Genomic DNA, 17,110 nt, shown 5'->3' with positions numbered 1-17,110 from the left:
GTTATGTTTATAAAAGACGCTCTGTTATAATTTGATTGCACCGCTCAGGTGGCTTAGAAAATGTTATAACTGGTATTATCTTTCACCACCGCTCAGGTGGCTTCTAGCAAAAGCACGGTTAACGCCGTGCTTTTTTATGCAGACAATTAATGGGCTAAAACCTATCCACGAACAAAACCAAAAAATTCATGAAACATCCAGCCACTACTATTGCTAGACTTAATGCTATCAAGCGACACTGATGAATAAGTGATGGCTAACGAGCGCAAACTCTTATCGGGCTGGGATTTTTGCAAGTCTTGTAAAACGTCATTCAAGGAGACAGTCAGCCATGGCTTTATTTGTTCGTGCTCAAAATTAAAGGCTAGCGGTTGAATGGTTTTATTGTGGGTGCTAGATTTGGCTAAGCCTTTTTCAAAGACGTCCTCGCTATAATAAGTATCAAAGCCCATGCTCGGCATGTCAGTATCCTCGTCATCATTGACCATTCGTGGAATCAATAACCAATCGTCTTGCGGCGTTCCTGCTCTGAAAGGACTGATTTGCTGCAAATGCGTATGGGTACGATTGGCAGTAGCCTTGCTATCCCAATAGGCGTTGACATAATTAAGTTTATGGTTGTTTAATAAATGCTGCATGACGCGATGTTCAAGGTCGCTTAACGTTTCTATGGTTTTGTTTTGAGACCTTGAAATTCTAGGTCTTGAATCGACTTGTGCTAGCTGCTCTTGAGTCATCAATTTATTTAAATCGTAGCTTGGTGGCTTAAATAGCGTGGTCTCAAACCCTGGATGCGTGAAAATGGGTCGCTTGCTATTTGCATGTTTAAAGTAGCGGATATTATATTGCAGCAGTAAGATGTTCGGTTCATTGGCGAGCTTTTCAGGACGATGCCGCCAGACACGTCCTGCCAACTGAATGATAGAGCGCATAGAAGAGGGTTCGACGATCGCCCAGTCATAATCATGGTCGCGACCAACTTCGGCAACAGGGGTGGCTAGAACCATAAAGATATGTTTTTTAGCAGGCTGATTAGCAATGGCTTGTTCAATCTCAGGATGATTAAAGATATTGGTTTTCGAGTCGCTACGATCTAAGATTCTATCGAGTTTATTCTCTAACGCATTACGGAGTAGCAATAGCTGCTTGGCGTGATAGCACACCACATGTATTATCGTATTATCTGGTACAGCTATGTCGTCTGCTTTAAATAACTGCATGGCAATATTAGTAATGTTATTGATATTGGCGACGCGCACCAACCCGATACTCACTTGCGTATTATCACTAGATTTTTTCTGATTAGAATTAGGCAGCACCTCGTGATGCTTATCATGCAAGCTTATGGCAGCATCGACCAAAGTTTGTGCCAAAGCGCTATAAAACTGTGTCGCATTATCTTTGGTGTAAGAAGCTGAAAAGGGCAATATTTCTGCCTGACGTCTAACGGGCTGCTTGGCTAAATAGCTGGCACGCTTATCACAAAATTGTTTATGGGTATTTTGAAAGGCATCAACATCAGCGCATTGCTCGGATAGCATCGCTTTAGGTTGTTCATCAAACCAGGCACAGACTATTTTAGGAGTAGGCTTATTTTGGCTTTGGTTAAACAGTTTGCGTCCTTCCATGTAAGCTTCGAATAATCCTGTTACTAAGTCAGGCGTCAGAGTGGCAGAAGACAGCAGAACACGTGTGCCAAAGAGTCCGGCAAGATGCACCAAACGCGAAAGCGCAGGCAAGTCCGCTTGGTCAAAATCATCAGGCTCATCAAGTATCAAATCGCTACTCAGTAGACGCAGCATCGGTGCAATGTATTTACCGCCACGTTTGCACTCGCTTGCTTGGATAATATGGTCAACGGTACAAGTCACAATCGGCGCAAATATTAAATCGCGCGCTTTAGGACTGGCAATGACAGTATCGAGATTCAGCGTCTCATAGTCCTGATAATCGATATCGCTATCAACAAACTCATCTAATAAATCCTCGCTAGACTCACTACCAAAGGTCTCTGATTCATTATCAGGCTCGTCGTCTTTTTTATATTCGCTGATAATATCTGTAATATCATTAGTCTTATTGTCGTATACCAGCTCAAACAGTTTTTTATTCGCGCTGCCGCCAACTAATATGGCTAATTGGTCGCCTTGTAACTTCAAGTCTTTACGAAAGCTTAGCCCTGTCTGTAAAGTTAAAATCCGCAGTCCTAATGCAATGGTAAAACGCGCACCTTTTTTAGGGTCAGCTAAAGCATACATAATACGAGCATTACCGATGGTTTTACCTGCGCCTGTCGAGGCCATATTTACCCCGAAAAATCCATGCTCACGTGTCGCTTCTTGCAAACCATAGCTCATTTTAAATGCTTGGTTTTGCCATTTAAAACGCTCTATGCCAGTCGGCTTAGCCAATGGATCGTGATTGCATAGGGTAGGCATTTCGCTAGCAATAATAGGTAGCGCGCGGCAGAAATGAGCGGTAAAAGCACCCACGCCCAATAAATGCTCCTCTAATGACTGTTTTACAGTGGGCGTGCTAGCGGTTCGGTCAGTGTTGGCAGCTAATTTTTTAAACTGGCTATTAACAGTTATACAACGTGAGTCATTTTCTTTTAGACTGGAATAATTATGATCACCTACCATTAAACATAAACGCGATAAATGGAGTAAAAACGGATCACTAATAGCCTTTTTGTTATCAATTGCTTGCTGACTAATTTGCATTAATGCAGGATCATTGAGTGCTTTTTTAGACCAGCGTCTGATATTTTTTTGCCATGCACGGCTATTAATCACTAAATGCTCAAATTGCCAAAAGCTTTTTAGTTGAGCTTTACTCATTTCCTCTAACGATTTTGGATTTTTGACCCAAAAGTCAAAAGGCGTTAACTTGCTATAAAACTGTTGCAAATTTTGCTTATAAGCTAGTGTTTCTTTGGGCTGCTGCATACGTTGAATGGCGGTAAAGGAATGAAATACTTTATCCGCAGGTGGCAATCGATGGTGGGTGACAATTAACCACGCGACCCACTGGGCAAGGGGCGGCATTGCTTCTATGTTGACGGTATCTTGATTGGCTTTAGACAGTAATCTTTCTATATCGTTATTTTTCAGCCAATCATCTAACTGCATCAAACGTTCAAGCCATGCCTCATCAGTAGCGCAATCAATAATCATCAGCTCAAACAGTTTTAATGATATCCACTCATGCCGATAAGAGTCGCCTTGTTTGCTACCGACAAGGAGCTTGTTTTGAAAGCCAATGGTTGATTTACCGATATCATGAAGCAGGGCAGATATAGTGGCAATAATCTGAATACTACTGGCATAGCTCCACTCATTTTCCCATTCACTGTGCAAGATGTTTCTTTTGGTACGGTTCACAGGAACAATTCCAACCTCATTAAACTTACGCTTATTGCCCACTACCCATACCAGTTCAGTCAGCTGGCGTGTCTTATTACGATGACAGCTTACCGCCGTCGACTTAGTCGCTGAGCTGCGTAATAGCTGCTTGACGGTTTTTAGACCTTCCTCAGTAATAGCCGTTTGCCAAACATTATCACCAATCCGATTAGCGAAAGCGTCCAAAATACGCCTAGTTCGACCTAGAGCCTTCTTTTCACATTGCGAGACTAAAGTGACAATCATTTATGCCTCCCAGCTTTTGGTCATAGCAATCTGCTTTACGACTTCGAACTGATAATCCAGTGCCTTATGCTTAGTAAACATATTCAGACATTCTTGACGAAACTCTTGCTCGCTCATGTTTTCGCTGGCACAGATAAAGGCGAGGGGTAGTACCAGTGCATCTTTGATAATATCGGCGATATCAAATACCAATGCACCGCGCCGAGTCTTGCCGTGCATTACCGCAAAGCCATGTGGAATACCTAATGTCCATGCTGTGGTCGCACCTAAACCATAAGCCAAATAGTTGCCGTGATTAAGGAAACCATTGGCCTTATCGATACCTTCATGTTCCCTTGTAAAGCCATCATAGCCCGTATTTTTGGCGGCCAGTTTATAGAGCTGCTTAGTCAAACGCGCTTCTAATTGCAATAAGTGCATGACCTCCATTTGCTGATTGATTTGCCGACTGTTATCTGTGAGCAGGGCTTGCACTGCGTCATTACTGCTATCAAAGCCCCAACGTTTTAGCTCACTGTCTTTATTCCATACCGTTTGTAGATAAGCCAATCGTGCGTGTTGCAAAAGTTTCGCTGCCATCAAACGCTTGTCATCATCCCACCACCAGCTCATCCACCCTTGAATGTATTCTGTTGGACGATACTCGCTTTGTGGCGTCATCCACTCGACATAGACTTCACGCTCCGCACCCATAAATAATGGCGAGCCACCACCACCACAAAAGCCAACTAAGACACCTGCTTGTGATAGCAGTCGCATTGCCGCTTGAGTGATGGAAGTTCCTGTACCGAGCAGGATTGAGGTGGTATTAGCGATAGGAATGTTATAGAACAGATTGGCTTTATCTTCTTCAGTTAGATAGAGAATCCTTCCATCTTTTTGCATTACCCTACAATGGGAAAGGTAGTAAATATTGGCACGTTTAGAGTGCAGAATAGTTTTTAGATCTGATGAGGCAAAACTATTATCTGTATAAGCGTTGCTAGATTTTGCCATAGTAGTTCCGTCCATTGAAAGCATTATAAAGTTTAATACAAATTTACTTTAACGGAACTATGTCGGTAAAACAACGTATAAAAAAGTCTTTACGACAACAGATGTCGTCAGTCAATTAGAAACAATAAAAAGCCAAACAACCTAAGCTGTTTGGCTTTGAATGTTTAAAAAAATTTATCGGTTGTTATGCTCACGCCACACAGCGTGCTCACATACTTCACAACACCAACTATGTTTTGCACGCATATAAGAAATGTCTGCTGGCACCTCTAAAGGGCAAACATAACCACAGTACTCGCAAAGTACATCATCTAGATAAGCAAAACACTGGCCTACCGTAACAAACATAATATGAGGACTGATGTCATACTTCTGACAAACCCCTTCTACATGCTCAATGAAGCCACATTCATTATCGTATGCCCAGTAATCGCTACAGATTTTCAGATCCCGTGAGTTCTGCGTTATATTAGGCTCAAGTCTTAAGCTCATAATATCCTCCTTAGTACCCATAGCCAGTGTGTGGTAGTAGCTCGTAAAGCTCACTCTTCAGCTGACCACGCATCTCATCAAGTACATAGTCAGGATTGGCATCTAAGCGCTTCTGTACCCATACCCGCATTGCCATATGATTATCGAAGCAACTATCAACATTTAAGAACCGAGCCAAACCAATACCTGATTGAATACAGAGTTCACAAATCAAAGTATTAGCAATGTCATTAGCATCGTCACTGACATAACCACTAGGTTTAAACGTCGCATGCAGTTTATCGTAATCAATGATTTTCATTGTGACGTCTCCTTGTCCGTAGATACCTGAGCAATCTGACTGCGATTGACCAATGCTTCAAATGCACTACCATCCTGCCTAGTCATATTCGGTACATAGCGGCTATAAGTGTTGAACAGCATCTTAGTCGTAGAGTGTCCCATTTGGCTGGCTATCCACTCAGGACTTTCGCCAGCAGCTAACCATAACGTCGCTGCGGTATGACGGCTCTGATAGGCATTACGCTTCTTCAGACCCAAAATCTTAAGAGTAGGGTGCCAAACACGCTTATTCACGTTGTTATAGTCAAGTGGTTCACCTGTATGCGCGCAAAATACATAGTCAGAGCGCTCATAAGTTATGGCTTGTTGCTCTAATAGAGCATCATAAACCCAAGGTGACATTTGAATCGCTCGATAAGACTCTTGCGTCTTAGGCGGCACAATCTTGCCCTTAACCAAAGCCTGCTTGATTACAATCTCACGACGATCAAAATCAATGTTCTCCCATATCAGTCCATCAATCTCACTGGTACGCATACCAGTAAAAAAACGTACCAAGTAATAGTTACGGTAGTCTGCTCTCACACCGTTAATAAACTTCCAAACCTCCTCCAGCGTAAAGGGCTGGATATCGGTCTTAGGCTCCTTGAGAGACTTAATATCATCATATGGATTATCAAACTTGTAGCGTTTAGCCGCTTCCTTTAGTATCATACCCAAAGGTACCATAATCGAATTAATGCGTGCCGCTGACAGATGTTTGTTAGCTTTTCCGTAAGTCACTTTGGCGAGGGATGAACGGAAGGCTAATACATCTGTCTTTTTTATGAGATGAATGGGCTTAGTCCCAAACTTAACAATCAAATACATATCAATAATCTCCTTTATTTTGCGCTTATAGGTATCGCGCCATTCAATTTCTTTTTCAAGAAACCATAATTTTGCAAACTGCTCAAAAGAAGGCGTATTAGTGTTGATGCATTCCTTGCGATCGTTCAACGCTACCATTTCTGCCGCTTTGTCACTTTTTGGAAAGTACTTAGCGTAGTTGAAGAGACCTAGGGTGATTTCTGCTTCCATTTTCTCAATCACTTTCTCAAGCTTCTTGCGATTCGCTGGCGTGTCCGTTAAGTTTGTCGTCTCCCGACAGCGTATACCCATATAATAAAAATCGACAACGAGCTTACCGTATCTACTTCTGATGCTAGCCATACTATTTCTCCTTATTGTAGTGCCATGGCATTGATGCTACCGGCGATGCCAGTGCGCATATCTTTTTCAATCTCTTCCCAAATGTACAAAATCTTACGACCACCGAACGGGCGTATATAATGAATGCCCTCAATAAGTACACTATCCTTGAGTTCATTGCGGATAGTACGAGGGTTGTATTTGATGAGCTCAGAAAGCTCTTGGGTAGTTAGGTAGGTATGTGACATAATATGTTCCTTATATAAAGTTTAACTATAATGGTACTTTTAGATACCATGGTTGTAATTTACCATAAATTTATAACTATGCAAGTACTTTTTATAATTATAATTGGAGTTTATAGTATGATAGTTAATCATCTCCCAACTTTGTTAGCTGAAAGAAGGCTTAAAGTAGCGGATGCCGTACGAGCAACAGGGGTAAGCAAAACGACGTTGCATAAGATATACAACGATCAATCATCTAGAATTGATTTCGATACTATAGATAAGCTTTGTGAGTATTTAGAAGTAGAGGTAGGAGATATTTTTGAATATGTAAAAGAGGATAAAGAGAAAAACACTAAAAAATAGGTTCTAGCTTAGAATTTGAAGTAGAGGTCAAAAAGAAGATTTTAATTTTAATGGTTTTTAAGGGTCGGTCACGTTTTGGTCACCATTTGGTCACCGTCGCGTTTTTGAATCATTTAAAGTTGATTAAATAATAGTGATTTTAACTGGATACCAATATAGATTTTCCGCTACAGCCTATATTTTACGGACAAAAAAAAGCCCCAGTCGTTAAACTGGAGCTTTCTAAATTTGGTAGGCATAAGCAGACTCGAACTGCTGACCTCTACCATGTCAAGGTAGCGCTCTAACCAACTGAGCTATACGCCTATTTAGGTTGAGCATTTTAGCAAGTTTCCCAGACTTTGCAAGTCTTTTTTAGCATAAACCTCTTTTATTGTCATAATATCTGATATTCAGGCTTATATTAGATATACTTTTGTGTATATTCATTAAATATTGAATTTAATACGTTTAGTTTGTATTGTTAATAAACGAGATGACGCTAATGATTAAACCCTTATAACTGGTATGATATCTCTCTAAACAACGTAATCATCATGATAATAATGGCTTCAAGTCAATCATGCTGACTAAGCGTTAAATAAATATTAAAAACAGTTGGAGAATAACATGGGTCTCTTGGTAGATGGGCAGTGGCAAGACAAGTGGTATGAGACAAAAGAGAGTGGCGGCCGCTTTCAGCGTGAAGATGCTGGTTTTAGAAACTGGGTAACGGTAGATGGTAGCGCAGGGCCAACAGGTATTGAAGGCTTCAAAGCCGAACCTGACCGCTATCATTTATACGTGTCGCTAGCCTGTCCTTGGGCACACCGTACCCTTATCTATCGCAAGCTCAAAGGCTTAGAAAACATCATTCCGTTGTCTGTAGTACATCCATATATGGGTGAGTATGGTTGGACGTTTGCAGAGGGTGCAGGCGTCGTTGCTGATCCAGTTATCAATGCAGACTATGCTTATGAGCTGTATACCAAGGCCAAGCCAGACTATACAGGCCGTGTCACCGTACCTATCTTGTGGGATAAAAAAACAAACACAATCGTGAGTAATGAGTCATCTGAAATCATTCGCATGTTTAACTCTGCCTTTGATGAGGTTGGTGCGCTAGCAGGTGATTTCGTGCCTTCAGAGTTGTTACAAGAAATTGATGATATAAATACCTTCGTCTATTCAACTATCAACAATGGCGTGTATAAGACAGGATTCTCTACCACACAAGAGGCTTACGAAGAGGCTTTGATCGAGCTATTTGCGGCATTAGATACACTTGAGACGCGCTTAGCACATCAGCGTTATCTGACAGGTAGCACTATAACTGAGGCCGATTGGCGACTATTTACGACGTTGGTTCGTTTCGATGCTGTCTATGTTGGGCATTTCAAATGCAATCTGCGTCGTATCGTTGACTATCCAAACCTTTGGGAATATCTGCGTGACTTATATCAGGTACCTGGTATCGCAGAGACGGTAAATATGGATCATATCAAGCAGCATTATTACACCAGTCATGCCAATATTAATCCCACGCGTATTGTCCCTGCTGGCCCAGTGCTTGATTTTAATGAACCACATAACCGTGCACGTCTATAGTTTTATTTTAATAGAGTAACCGCATAAAAAAGCCCCAGCTACTAATAGGCAGCTGGGGCTTTTACATTATAAAAGTTAGTGTAATTACTATTAGGCATTGTTTAGCTGACGAGCCGCTTCTAGAGCGAAGTAGGTCAAGATGCCATCAGCGCCAGCACGGCGGAAGCCAATCAGCGACTCTAAAATCACTGCATCACTTAACCAGCCGTTCTGAATGGCTGCCATATGCATGGCATATTCGCCAGATACTTGATACGCAAAGGTTGGTACGCCAAAGGTGTCTTTGACTTCACGAATCAAATCAAGATACGGCTGACCAGGTTTAATCATGACCATATCTGCGCCTTCGTTGATATCCATAGCCACTTCATGTAGCGCCTCAGCACGATTGCCAAAATCCATCTGATACTGTTTCTTATGGCCACCTTTTAGATTGCCGGTACTACCAACGGCATCACGGAATGGGCCGTAGTAAGCAGAAGCATATTTGGCTGAATAAGCCATGATAGCCGTATTCACAAAACCTTCTGCTTCAAACGCATCACGCATGGCCTTGATACGGCCATCCATCATGTCACTAGGAGAGATGATATCTGCGCCTGCACGCGCATGTACCAGCGCTTGCTTGACCAATACTTCGATAGTTGCATCATTGATGACGTAACCGCTATCATCAAGCAGACCATCTTGACCATGTGAAGTATAAGGGTCTAGCGCTACATCAGTCATGACGACCATTTCTGGCACAGCGTCTTTGACCGCTTTTATCGTACGTGCAGTCAGGGCGTTTTCGTCATAAGCGGCGCTACCGTCTGGTGTTTTCAAAGCGTTATCGATCACAGGGAAAAGATCGATGGTTGTGACACCTTCTGCTAACAGTTCTTTGGCATAGTTGATTAGCAAATCAATCGATAAGCGTTCAACGCCCGGCATACTAGCGATGGTTTCGCGCTGGTTTTCGCCTTCTAATACAAAGACAGGGGCAATAAAGTGCTTAGGATGCAGCTCCACTTCACGAATCATTGAACGTACATTGTCGTTATAGCGCAGGCGACGTAAGCGAGTAGCAGGGTATTGACGGTTAAAGGTATAACTCATAATAATTCCTTATGATTGTTTTAATAGTTATCATATTACATGGTTAAAATAATATCGCTATAAGCGGTATTTTATAGAATTAGTTTATCAAAATCTGTGCTTTATAAGTGGCTGTATATAAAGAGAGCTTGCATAAAGTGAGCCTACTATAACCAAAAGACGTTAATAAAAGCAAAAATCCCCACCACGTTAAGTCGGTAGGGCTGATAGTACGTATCGACTGTCAATGTGATGATAGAGCTGCGTCATCAGATCAAGGCTGGGTCATTTAAGGCTCAACAATCTGGGTCACAGGAACTTGCTCAACACTATTGTTATTGAAGCGAGTCTCTTCAGTGACCACGCCGACAGCGGCATCCTTTTTACCATCATCATTCACATCGACGATAGCAGTCGGTTTGAAAGTAGTCGTTTCTACCGCTTGCGACTGCTTGATGGCGACAGCTTCTTGCGGTGTAGTCACACGCGCTGAACCAGCTGCTTTGATGGCGTTTGTCGCTTTGGTTTTTGCACTAGTAGCAGTTCCAGTGACAATCTGCGCCAAGTTAGTGTGCTGCGGTACAGGTATGACGGTCGGTACATCAAGATTCGCTCCGCCACCAAGCGCTTGGTACAACTCAATCTGGCTAACGATTTTCTGTAGCTCTAAATCTAGGATACCTTGCTGAGTAGAGAACAGTGAACGCTGAGCGTCAAGTACGTCTAAGTAATTGTCCAGACCTGCTTTAAAGCGTGCATCTGCTATCTGATATGTCTGTTCAAAATTATCCTGCAGACGATACTGCGCCTCTAACTGCTCACCGAGCGTCGCACGCGTGGCAAGTACATCTGACACTTCGCGGAATGCCGTTTGAATAGAGCTCTCATAGCTAGCAAGCGTTTGCTCACGTTCGATTTGAGCCACATCATAGTTGGCATCTAAACGGCCTGCATCAAAAATAGGAACGCTCACGCTAGGTCCAAACGACCAGCCAACGGCACCATTTTTAAACAAGTCATTCAAGCTGCCGCTACTGACGCCCACACTACTGGTCAAGCTAATAGATGGGAAGTAAGAGGCACGGGCCACTTCGATATTCGCACCAGCCGCTTTTAGGTTGTATTCTGCCTGTAGTACATCAGGGCGATAGCGCAGTAATTCACTTGGTAGACCGGCATTGAATATCTGCTGGCTAGTGATATTACTGACAGCAGGTGTTGGGATAAGCTCGTTTGGAATAGCGCCACCAACCAAGTACTGCAATGCATTGCGTGATTGGAGAACGTTGGTCTGTGCACGTAATACGGCAAGCTTGGCACTCTCTAATGAGGCAGCAGCCTGCAATGAAGGCAGTTTTGCGTCAATACCTGCTTCAAAACGTTTATCCGCGATAAATAGCGAACGCTCACGACTCTCGACTGTAGCTTCAGCCAGTTTTAACTGTGCCAAGCTGTAGCTTAGATTGGCGTAGCTTTGCGCAATATTACTAATTAAGCTGATTTGGGTCGCATCTTTGGCCGCCGTAGTCGCCAAGAAATTCTGCAATGCTTGGTCTTTTAGGCTGGCAATTTTACCCCAAAAATCCAGCTCATAATTTGCCAATCCTAGATCGACATTATAGCCACTACTAGGATTTTTGTCTTTTGCGTTTTGTGCTGAACGAGTGTAACCAGCACTGCCATTAATAGCAGGTAAGTCATTAATATCGGTAATCTGATACTGTGCACGTGCTTTTTCAATCGCTAGGCGCGCACTCTCAAAGTCTTTGTTGTTTTCAAGACCGAGAGCAATCAGACCTTTTAGACGCTCATCGCTATAAAAATTCTGCCAGCGCTGACTGGCAATGCTTGCTTGGTCAGCACTACTGACAGTCTCTTTATCAAATGCACCGTAAGATTCCTGCATAGGGATATTCGGCTCTGCTAGCACAGGACGCATATCCGCTTTTGGAATGGTGTTACAAGCGGCCATGCTGATTGCCAATGCAGTCAGCCCTAACAGGCGGCCACTGTTTTTGCGCAAACGAGATAGTGCTGGCTGCGCATCGATAGCTGTAATAGCTACCGATGATGAGTTGATGATAGATGTTTTTTGAGCACTCATTGTGTATTGTCTCCAAGACTTGCAGGCTGATAACTCTCAGAAGGTGTTGGGTTATGCGAGTTAGGCGTACCATTGCCACCATCTTTATCATTGGGTGTATTGTTCTCATATTTATGCGGGAACGCACTACGCACCCAGATATAGAACATTGGGATAAAGAAGATACCTAAGAGGGTTGCTGTGATTACCCCACCAACAACACTAGTACCAATAGCGTTTTGACTGCCTGAACCTGGCCCATTCGCCAAGAATAATGGCACAACACCCAAACCAAAGGCAAGTGAGGTCATGACAATCGGACGCAAACGTTGGCGTGCTGCGGTCATGACGGCCTCTCTGAGACTGTAACCTTCCTCTTGGTGTTCTTTTGCAAACTCGATAATCAAAATGGCGTTTTTGGCGGATAGACCAACGACAGTCAGTAGACCAACTTGCAAGTAGATATCATTGGCAAAACCACGTAGCCAGGTAAATATCACTGCACCCAATACCCCAAGTGGAATCACTAGTAGCACAGAGACAGGAATAGACCAGCTCTCATACAACGCTGCCAAACATAAGAATACAACTAGGATTGAAAGCGCATAAAGCATCGGCGCTTGGGCACCTGATTTTTGCTCTTCCAATGACATGCCTGTCCACTCATAACTGATACCTTCAGGTAACTTGTCTATCATCGCTTCCATCGAGCTCATTGCTTCACCAGTACTTAGTCCTGGTGCGGCGCTACCTTGGATGTTCATGGACGGTAGGCTGTTGTAACGAGTAAGACGCGGTGAGCCTGACTGCCACTCACTACTAGAGAATGCATCGAACGAAATCATATCGTTCATGTCATTTCTTACATACCATTTACCAATATCATCAGGGTTGGTACGGCTGCTGGCTTCACCTTGTACATAGACGCGTTTGATACGGCCACGATCGATAAAGTCGTTAACGTAGCTTGAGCCCCACGCTGTTGAAATGACACTATTGATATTGCTTAGTGACAGGCCATAAGCCGCCGCTTGTTCTTGATTGATGTTTACTTTAAGTTGTGGCGAATCTTCTTGACCGTTAGGACGTACACCAGCTACTTGGTCGTTCTGTGCAGCCATACCTAAGAGCATATTTCGAGCTTCAAGTAGCCCATCATGTCCGAGGTTGCCACTGTCCTGAATCATTAAGTCAAAACCACTGGCATTACCAAGCTCGGTAATTGCTGGTGGTACGATGGCAAATACTTGTGCTTCGTTTAGCTGAGTAAAGAAGTACCCCATCGCTCGACCAGCGACAGCCTGAGCGGTATTTTCATCGCCCGAGCGTTCCTCCCAGTCTGATAAGCGCACAAACGCTAGACCCATATTCTGACCTTGACCTGCAAAACTAAAGCCTGCAATGGTAAAGACCGAAGCGATATTATCAGTTTCTTGGGTATCGTAATAGTTTCTGACTTTATCCAATACGTCTTGCGTCTCATCTAACGTCGAACCAGCCGGAAGCTGAACCAAGGTAAACATAATGCCTTGATCTTCTTCTGGTAAAAACGAGCCTGGAATACGTAAGAATACGACCGCCATGATACCGATAATGGCTGCGTAGCCAATCATGTATAACCATTTAAAACGAATACTTTTGCCGACAAAGTTTTCGTACGAACGGCTAAGTTTGAAGAAGCCGCGGTTGAACCAACCGAAGAAGCCTTTTTGCTTTTCGGTACTGCCTTTTTCATGACTTTTGCCACGTTTTAGCAAGGTCACACATAGGGCAGGGGTGAATACAAGCGCGACCATGGCAGAGAGCACCATGCTGGTAATCAGCGTAATAGAGAACTGACGATAAATCACACCTGTTGAGCCACCAAAGAAGGCCATCGGTACGAATACTGCAGACAAGATAAGCGCAATACCAATAACGATTTTACTGATTTCACCCATCGACTGGATAGTTGCATCTTTGATAGAGATGTGAGGATCTTCTTCTAGTATTCGCTCGACGTTCTCTACGACGACGATCGCATCATCGACCAACAGACCGATGGACAATACCATGGCAAACATGGTCAAGACGTTGATACTAAAGCCTGCAATATACAACACTGCAAAGGTACCCAAGAGTACGACAGGTACGGCAAGGGTCGGGATAATGGTGGCACGCCAGTTCTGTAAGAAAATGAACATAACGATAAATACCAACACAATCGCTTCAATGAGGGTCATAACGACTTGTTCGATAGACAAGCGTACAAATGGTGTGGTGTCATACGGAACGACTGAGGCTAGACCAATTGGGAAGTTTTTTTCCAGCTCAGCCATACGTGCGCCGACGGCTTCACGAGTCTCAAGGGCGTTTGCGCCACCAGCGAGTGAAATACCTAAACCGGCTGCTTCTTGACCATTGTAGAGAGAGACAACGCTATAGTTTTCACTGCCAATCTCGACATCTGCCACATCGCCTAAGCGCACTTGTGCGCCTGAGGTATCTGTTTTTAGTAGAATGTTTTTAAATTCTTCAGGCGTTTGAAGATAGCTTTGTACAGTAACAGTGGCGTTGATAACTTGTTTGTCTGTGTCGGCAGGTGCTTGACCCAATTGACCAGCAGATACCTGAGCATTCTGTGCTCGTATCGCATTGACCACATCTGAAGGTATCATGTTGTAGCTACGTAGGCGTGATGGGTCTAACCAAACACGCATCGCATAAGTAGAACCAAAGACTTGAACTTCACCCACACCCTCTACACGACTGATCGAATCGACGACATTAGAGTTAATATAATCGGCAATATCTGCCCGATCCATGGTGCCATCTTCAGAAATAAATGCTTGCACCATCAAAAAGCTGCTAGACGATTTATTGACGTTGACACCTTGACGCTGAACAGACTCAGGCAAGGAGCTCATCGCTGCTTGCAGTTTGTTCTGTACTTGTACTTGAGCTGTGTCAGGATCTGTGCCGTTTTCAAAGGTAAGCGTCACTGAAGCACTACCATTTGACGAGCTCGATGACGACATATACATCAGACCATCGAGGCCTTTCATACGCTGCTCAATGATCTGTACGACTGAGTTTTCTACGGTTTGCGCATTAGCACCAGGATAGCTTGCACTGACCGAAATAGTCGGCGGTGCAATACGTGGATATTGTTCAATCGGTAGATTGATAACGGATATTACCCCGATGAGCATGACCAAAACAGCCAGCACCCATGCAAAAATAGGGCGATTAATAAAAAAACGTGACATAGTATATCCCTAAGTCTTCCTGTCTTGAATGGAATTAGTTGGCAGCGGCTTCTGTTGGTTTTTTGGTAGAAGTCTCATCGCCAGCTGGCTTTTTATCCATCGTTTTTGCGGCTTGCTGCGGCGTTTTGGTATTAGGCGCACTTTGTGCAGCTGGTGCTGGATTTGCACTTTCTAATGGTTTAGCGACCACTTCTTGGTCAGGCTTGACCTTAGCACCACCAATCACAACCACTTTGTCACCTGCTTTCAAGCCTTCAGTGACGACCCATTGTCCATCGTAAGTACCATTAATGGTGACCGGACGTACTTGGATTTTATTATTTTCGTCAACGATATAGACTTGCGTCTCACTCTTCGGCGTACGAGTGACTGCACTTTGCGGGACAAGGGCTGCGTTGGTAATAACACTCTGTGTCAAACGTGCCGTGACATACATACCTGGTAGCAGGATGTTATTGCTGTTTGGAAAAATAGCACGTAAGGTGACAGCACCTGTTGACTCATCAACTTTGGCTTCAGACAGTGCAAGCTTACCGCGTACTGGATAGACAGAACCATCTTCTAGCACCAATTCGACTGAGTTCATACCTGGCTGAGCAGTACCATCTGCGATCTGCTGACGAAGCTTTAGCAACTCAGAAGAAGACTGGCTGATATCAACGTAGATAGGGTCTAAGCGTGAAATAGTCACCAATGGATCTGCTTGACCAGCGCTGACTAGAGTACCAGCAGTGACGCTAGAGCGATCAGTACGGCCGGTTAGCGGTGCGCGTACGATTGTACGGTTTAGATCTAAGGTACTGGCTTCTAAACCTGCTTTTGCGGTCTGAATGCCTGCTTTTGCACTCTCAATACCTGCTTGAGTTTGACCGACAGCGGCGGCGGCACTTTGTACTGCTGCTTGTGCTGTACGCACGGCTGTTTGTGCTTGATCGTACTGCTGCTTTGAGATGGCATCAATACTGACCAGACCTTGCAGACGTTGTAAGTCATTTTGCGCTTGTGCTAATGACGCTTGACGACTGACCAACTCAGCTTTTGCATTGGCATTGTTTGCCACAGCAGTTTGATAATTGGCTTGTGACTGCTGTACGGCGGCTTGGCCACTCGTAACAGATGAGGCATAGTTATCGGTGTTGATGCGATATAGTGGCTGACCTTTTTTGACGTTGCTTCCTTCACGGAATAGTACTTCGTCAATCACACCGTTGACCTGTGGGCGGACGTCAGCAGTTTGATAAGCTGCAGTACGACCAGAAAAAGTTTGTACTTGAGGGACGGTATCGAGAGTGACTGTCTGAACGTTGACAACCGCAGGCGGCATTTGCTGCTGTGCGGCTTGCTCACCAGCGGCGTCCTCGTTTTTGTCACAGCCAACCAGTACAGCTCCAGATAGTACAGATGCTATTACAAGCGCAAGATAAGAGTGCTTCATCAATGTCCTCGGCAATATATATAAATAGTGACAGTATAAAAATCGATCAATAAGTTTGGCGTACTGAATATAAGGGTCTTGCTAATGCTAAATAACTTGCTAATGCTAAATAAAGAGCATAAATAGCCTAAGCTGGCGCTATTTACTCCAGTTTCAGATGTTTCCGTTAGCGAAATATGACTAATAGAAAATCTGACATCGATATGGATTAAGTATCGAAAGGATTATTTAGCATTAATTGTTTAAGCAAACCACAGAATGGATTAATAAATTTAATGAGTCATTATAAACTATTGGGGTAACCCCACAGTCAAGTAGTTTGCAATACGAGCTGGATCGAAAAGCGGTAATATTACAGTTTACGAATTAATAGATTACCGTCATAGTAAGCGTCGTCTCTATAGTCACTGCACTACAAAAGAGTTATGTTTTGGATGAATATCATAAAACAATTTAGATAAGTCATTTTCCATCCA

Annotated in this window: 12 protein-coding genes and 1 tRNA gene; 2 read left to right on the top strand and 11 right to left on the bottom strand. The window is 43.6% G+C overall.

Going from position 1 to position 17,110, the window contains the following annotated elements; all coding sequences use genetic code 11:
• Positions 1–161 precede the first annotated feature (161 nt).
• From cas3f to QO187_RS10795, 6 genes are all read right to left on the bottom strand, one after another.
• Positions 162–3,650: a type I-F CRISPR-associated helicase Cas3f gene (cas3f, locus tag QO187_RS10820; protein ID WP_102093764.1), complete on the bottom strand. Its 3,489-nt coding sequence runs from the start codon at positions 3,648–3,650 to the stop codon at positions 162–164.
• A complete protein-coding gene (cas1f, locus tag QO187_RS10815) occupies positions 3,651–4,646 on the bottom strand; it encodes a type I-F CRISPR-associated endonuclease Cas1f (protein ID WP_102093763.1) in 996 nt (331 codons plus the stop codon).
• A gap of 174 nt (positions 4,647–4,820) precedes the next feature.
• Positions 4,821–5,138 carry a hypothetical protein gene (locus QO187_RS10810; RefSeq protein ID WP_101211223.1) on the bottom strand — a complete coding sequence of 106 codons (318 nt, stop codon included), beginning with the start codon at positions 5,136–5,138 and terminating at the stop codon, positions 4,821–4,823.
• Between the two features lie 10 nt (positions 5,139–5,148).
• A complete protein-coding gene (locus QO187_RS10805) occupies positions 5,149–5,439 on the bottom strand; it encodes a hypothetical protein (RefSeq protein ID WP_102093761.1) in 291 nt (96 codons plus the stop codon).
• Positions 5,436–6,632, bottom strand: coding sequence for a site-specific integrase (locus QO187_RS10800; RefSeq protein ID WP_102093760.1), 1,197 nt, complete (start codon positions 6,630–6,632; stop codon positions 5,436–5,438). Before QO187_RS10800 ends, QO187_RS10805 begins: the two co-directional genes overlap by 4 nt.
• Before the next feature lie 11 nt (positions 6,633–6,643).
• Positions 6,644–6,859 carry a hypothetical protein gene (locus tag QO187_RS10795; RefSeq protein ID WP_045447035.1) on the bottom strand — a complete coding sequence of 72 codons (216 nt, stop codon included), beginning with the start codon at positions 6,857–6,859 and terminating at the stop codon, positions 6,644–6,646.
• A 117-nt stretch (positions 6,860–6,976) separates the two neighbouring features.
• Between QO187_RS10795 and QO187_RS10790 the strand changes: the two genes are divergently transcribed.
• Positions 6,977–7,204: a helix-turn-helix transcriptional regulator gene (locus QO187_RS10790; RefSeq protein ID WP_102093774.1), complete on the top strand. Its 228-nt coding sequence runs from the start codon at positions 6,977–6,979 to the stop codon at positions 7,202–7,204.
• Between the two features lie 229 nt (positions 7,205–7,433).
• On the opposite strand, the gene QO187_RS10785 is transcribed toward QO187_RS10790, so the two are convergent.
• Positions 7,434–7,510: transfer RNA gene (locus QO187_RS10785), tRNA-Val, on the bottom strand.
• 303 nt (positions 7,511–7,813) lie between these two features.
• On the opposite strand from QO187_RS10785, the gene QO187_RS10780 reads away from it, so the two are divergent.
• Positions 7,814–8,791 (top strand): glutathione S-transferase family protein, encoded by a 978-nt coding sequence (locus tag QO187_RS10780; RefSeq protein WP_102093758.1) that lies wholly within the window; start codon positions 7,814–7,816, stop codon positions 8,789–8,791.
• 90 nt (positions 8,792–8,881) lie between these two features.
• On the opposite strand, the gene hemB is transcribed toward QO187_RS10780, so the two are convergent.
• From hemB to QO187_RS10760, 4 genes are all read right to left on the bottom strand, one after another.
• A complete protein-coding gene (gene hemB / locus QO187_RS10775) occupies positions 8,882–9,889 on the bottom strand; it encodes a porphobilinogen synthase (RefSeq protein WP_102093756.1) in 1,008 nt (335 codons plus the stop codon).
• Between the two features lie 268 nt (positions 9,890–10,157).
• The gene (locus tag QO187_RS10770; protein WP_371548337.1) at positions 10,158–11,972 is read right to left on the bottom strand and encodes an efflux transporter outer membrane subunit; all 1,815 of its coding nucleotides are present in this window, start codon (positions 11,970–11,972) and stop codon (positions 10,158–10,160) included.
• Positions 11,969–15,199 carry an efflux RND transporter permease subunit gene (locus tag QO187_RS10765; RefSeq protein ID WP_102093753.1) on the bottom strand — a complete coding sequence of 1,077 codons (3,231 nt, stop codon included), beginning with the start codon at positions 15,197–15,199 and terminating at the stop codon, positions 11,969–11,971. Before QO187_RS10765 ends, QO187_RS10770 begins: the two co-directional genes overlap by 4 nt.
• A gap of 34 nt (positions 15,200–15,233) precedes the next feature.
• The gene (locus QO187_RS10760; RefSeq protein WP_179798404.1) at positions 15,234–16,634 is read right to left on the bottom strand and encodes an efflux RND transporter periplasmic adaptor subunit; all 1,401 of its coding nucleotides are present in this window, start codon (positions 16,632–16,634) and stop codon (positions 15,234–15,236) included.
• Between the last annotated feature and the right edge of the window lie 476 nt (positions 16,635–17,110).

It is taken from the genome of Psychrobacter sp. Arc9, from assembly GCF_041431295.1.
In the GTDB taxonomy this organism is placed as follows: domain Bacteria; phylum Pseudomonadota; class Gammaproteobacteria; order Pseudomonadales; family Moraxellaceae; genus Psychrobacter.
The sequence above is the reverse complement of the archived record's forward strand: the minus strand, read 5'-3'. Positions and strand labels throughout refer to the sequence as shown.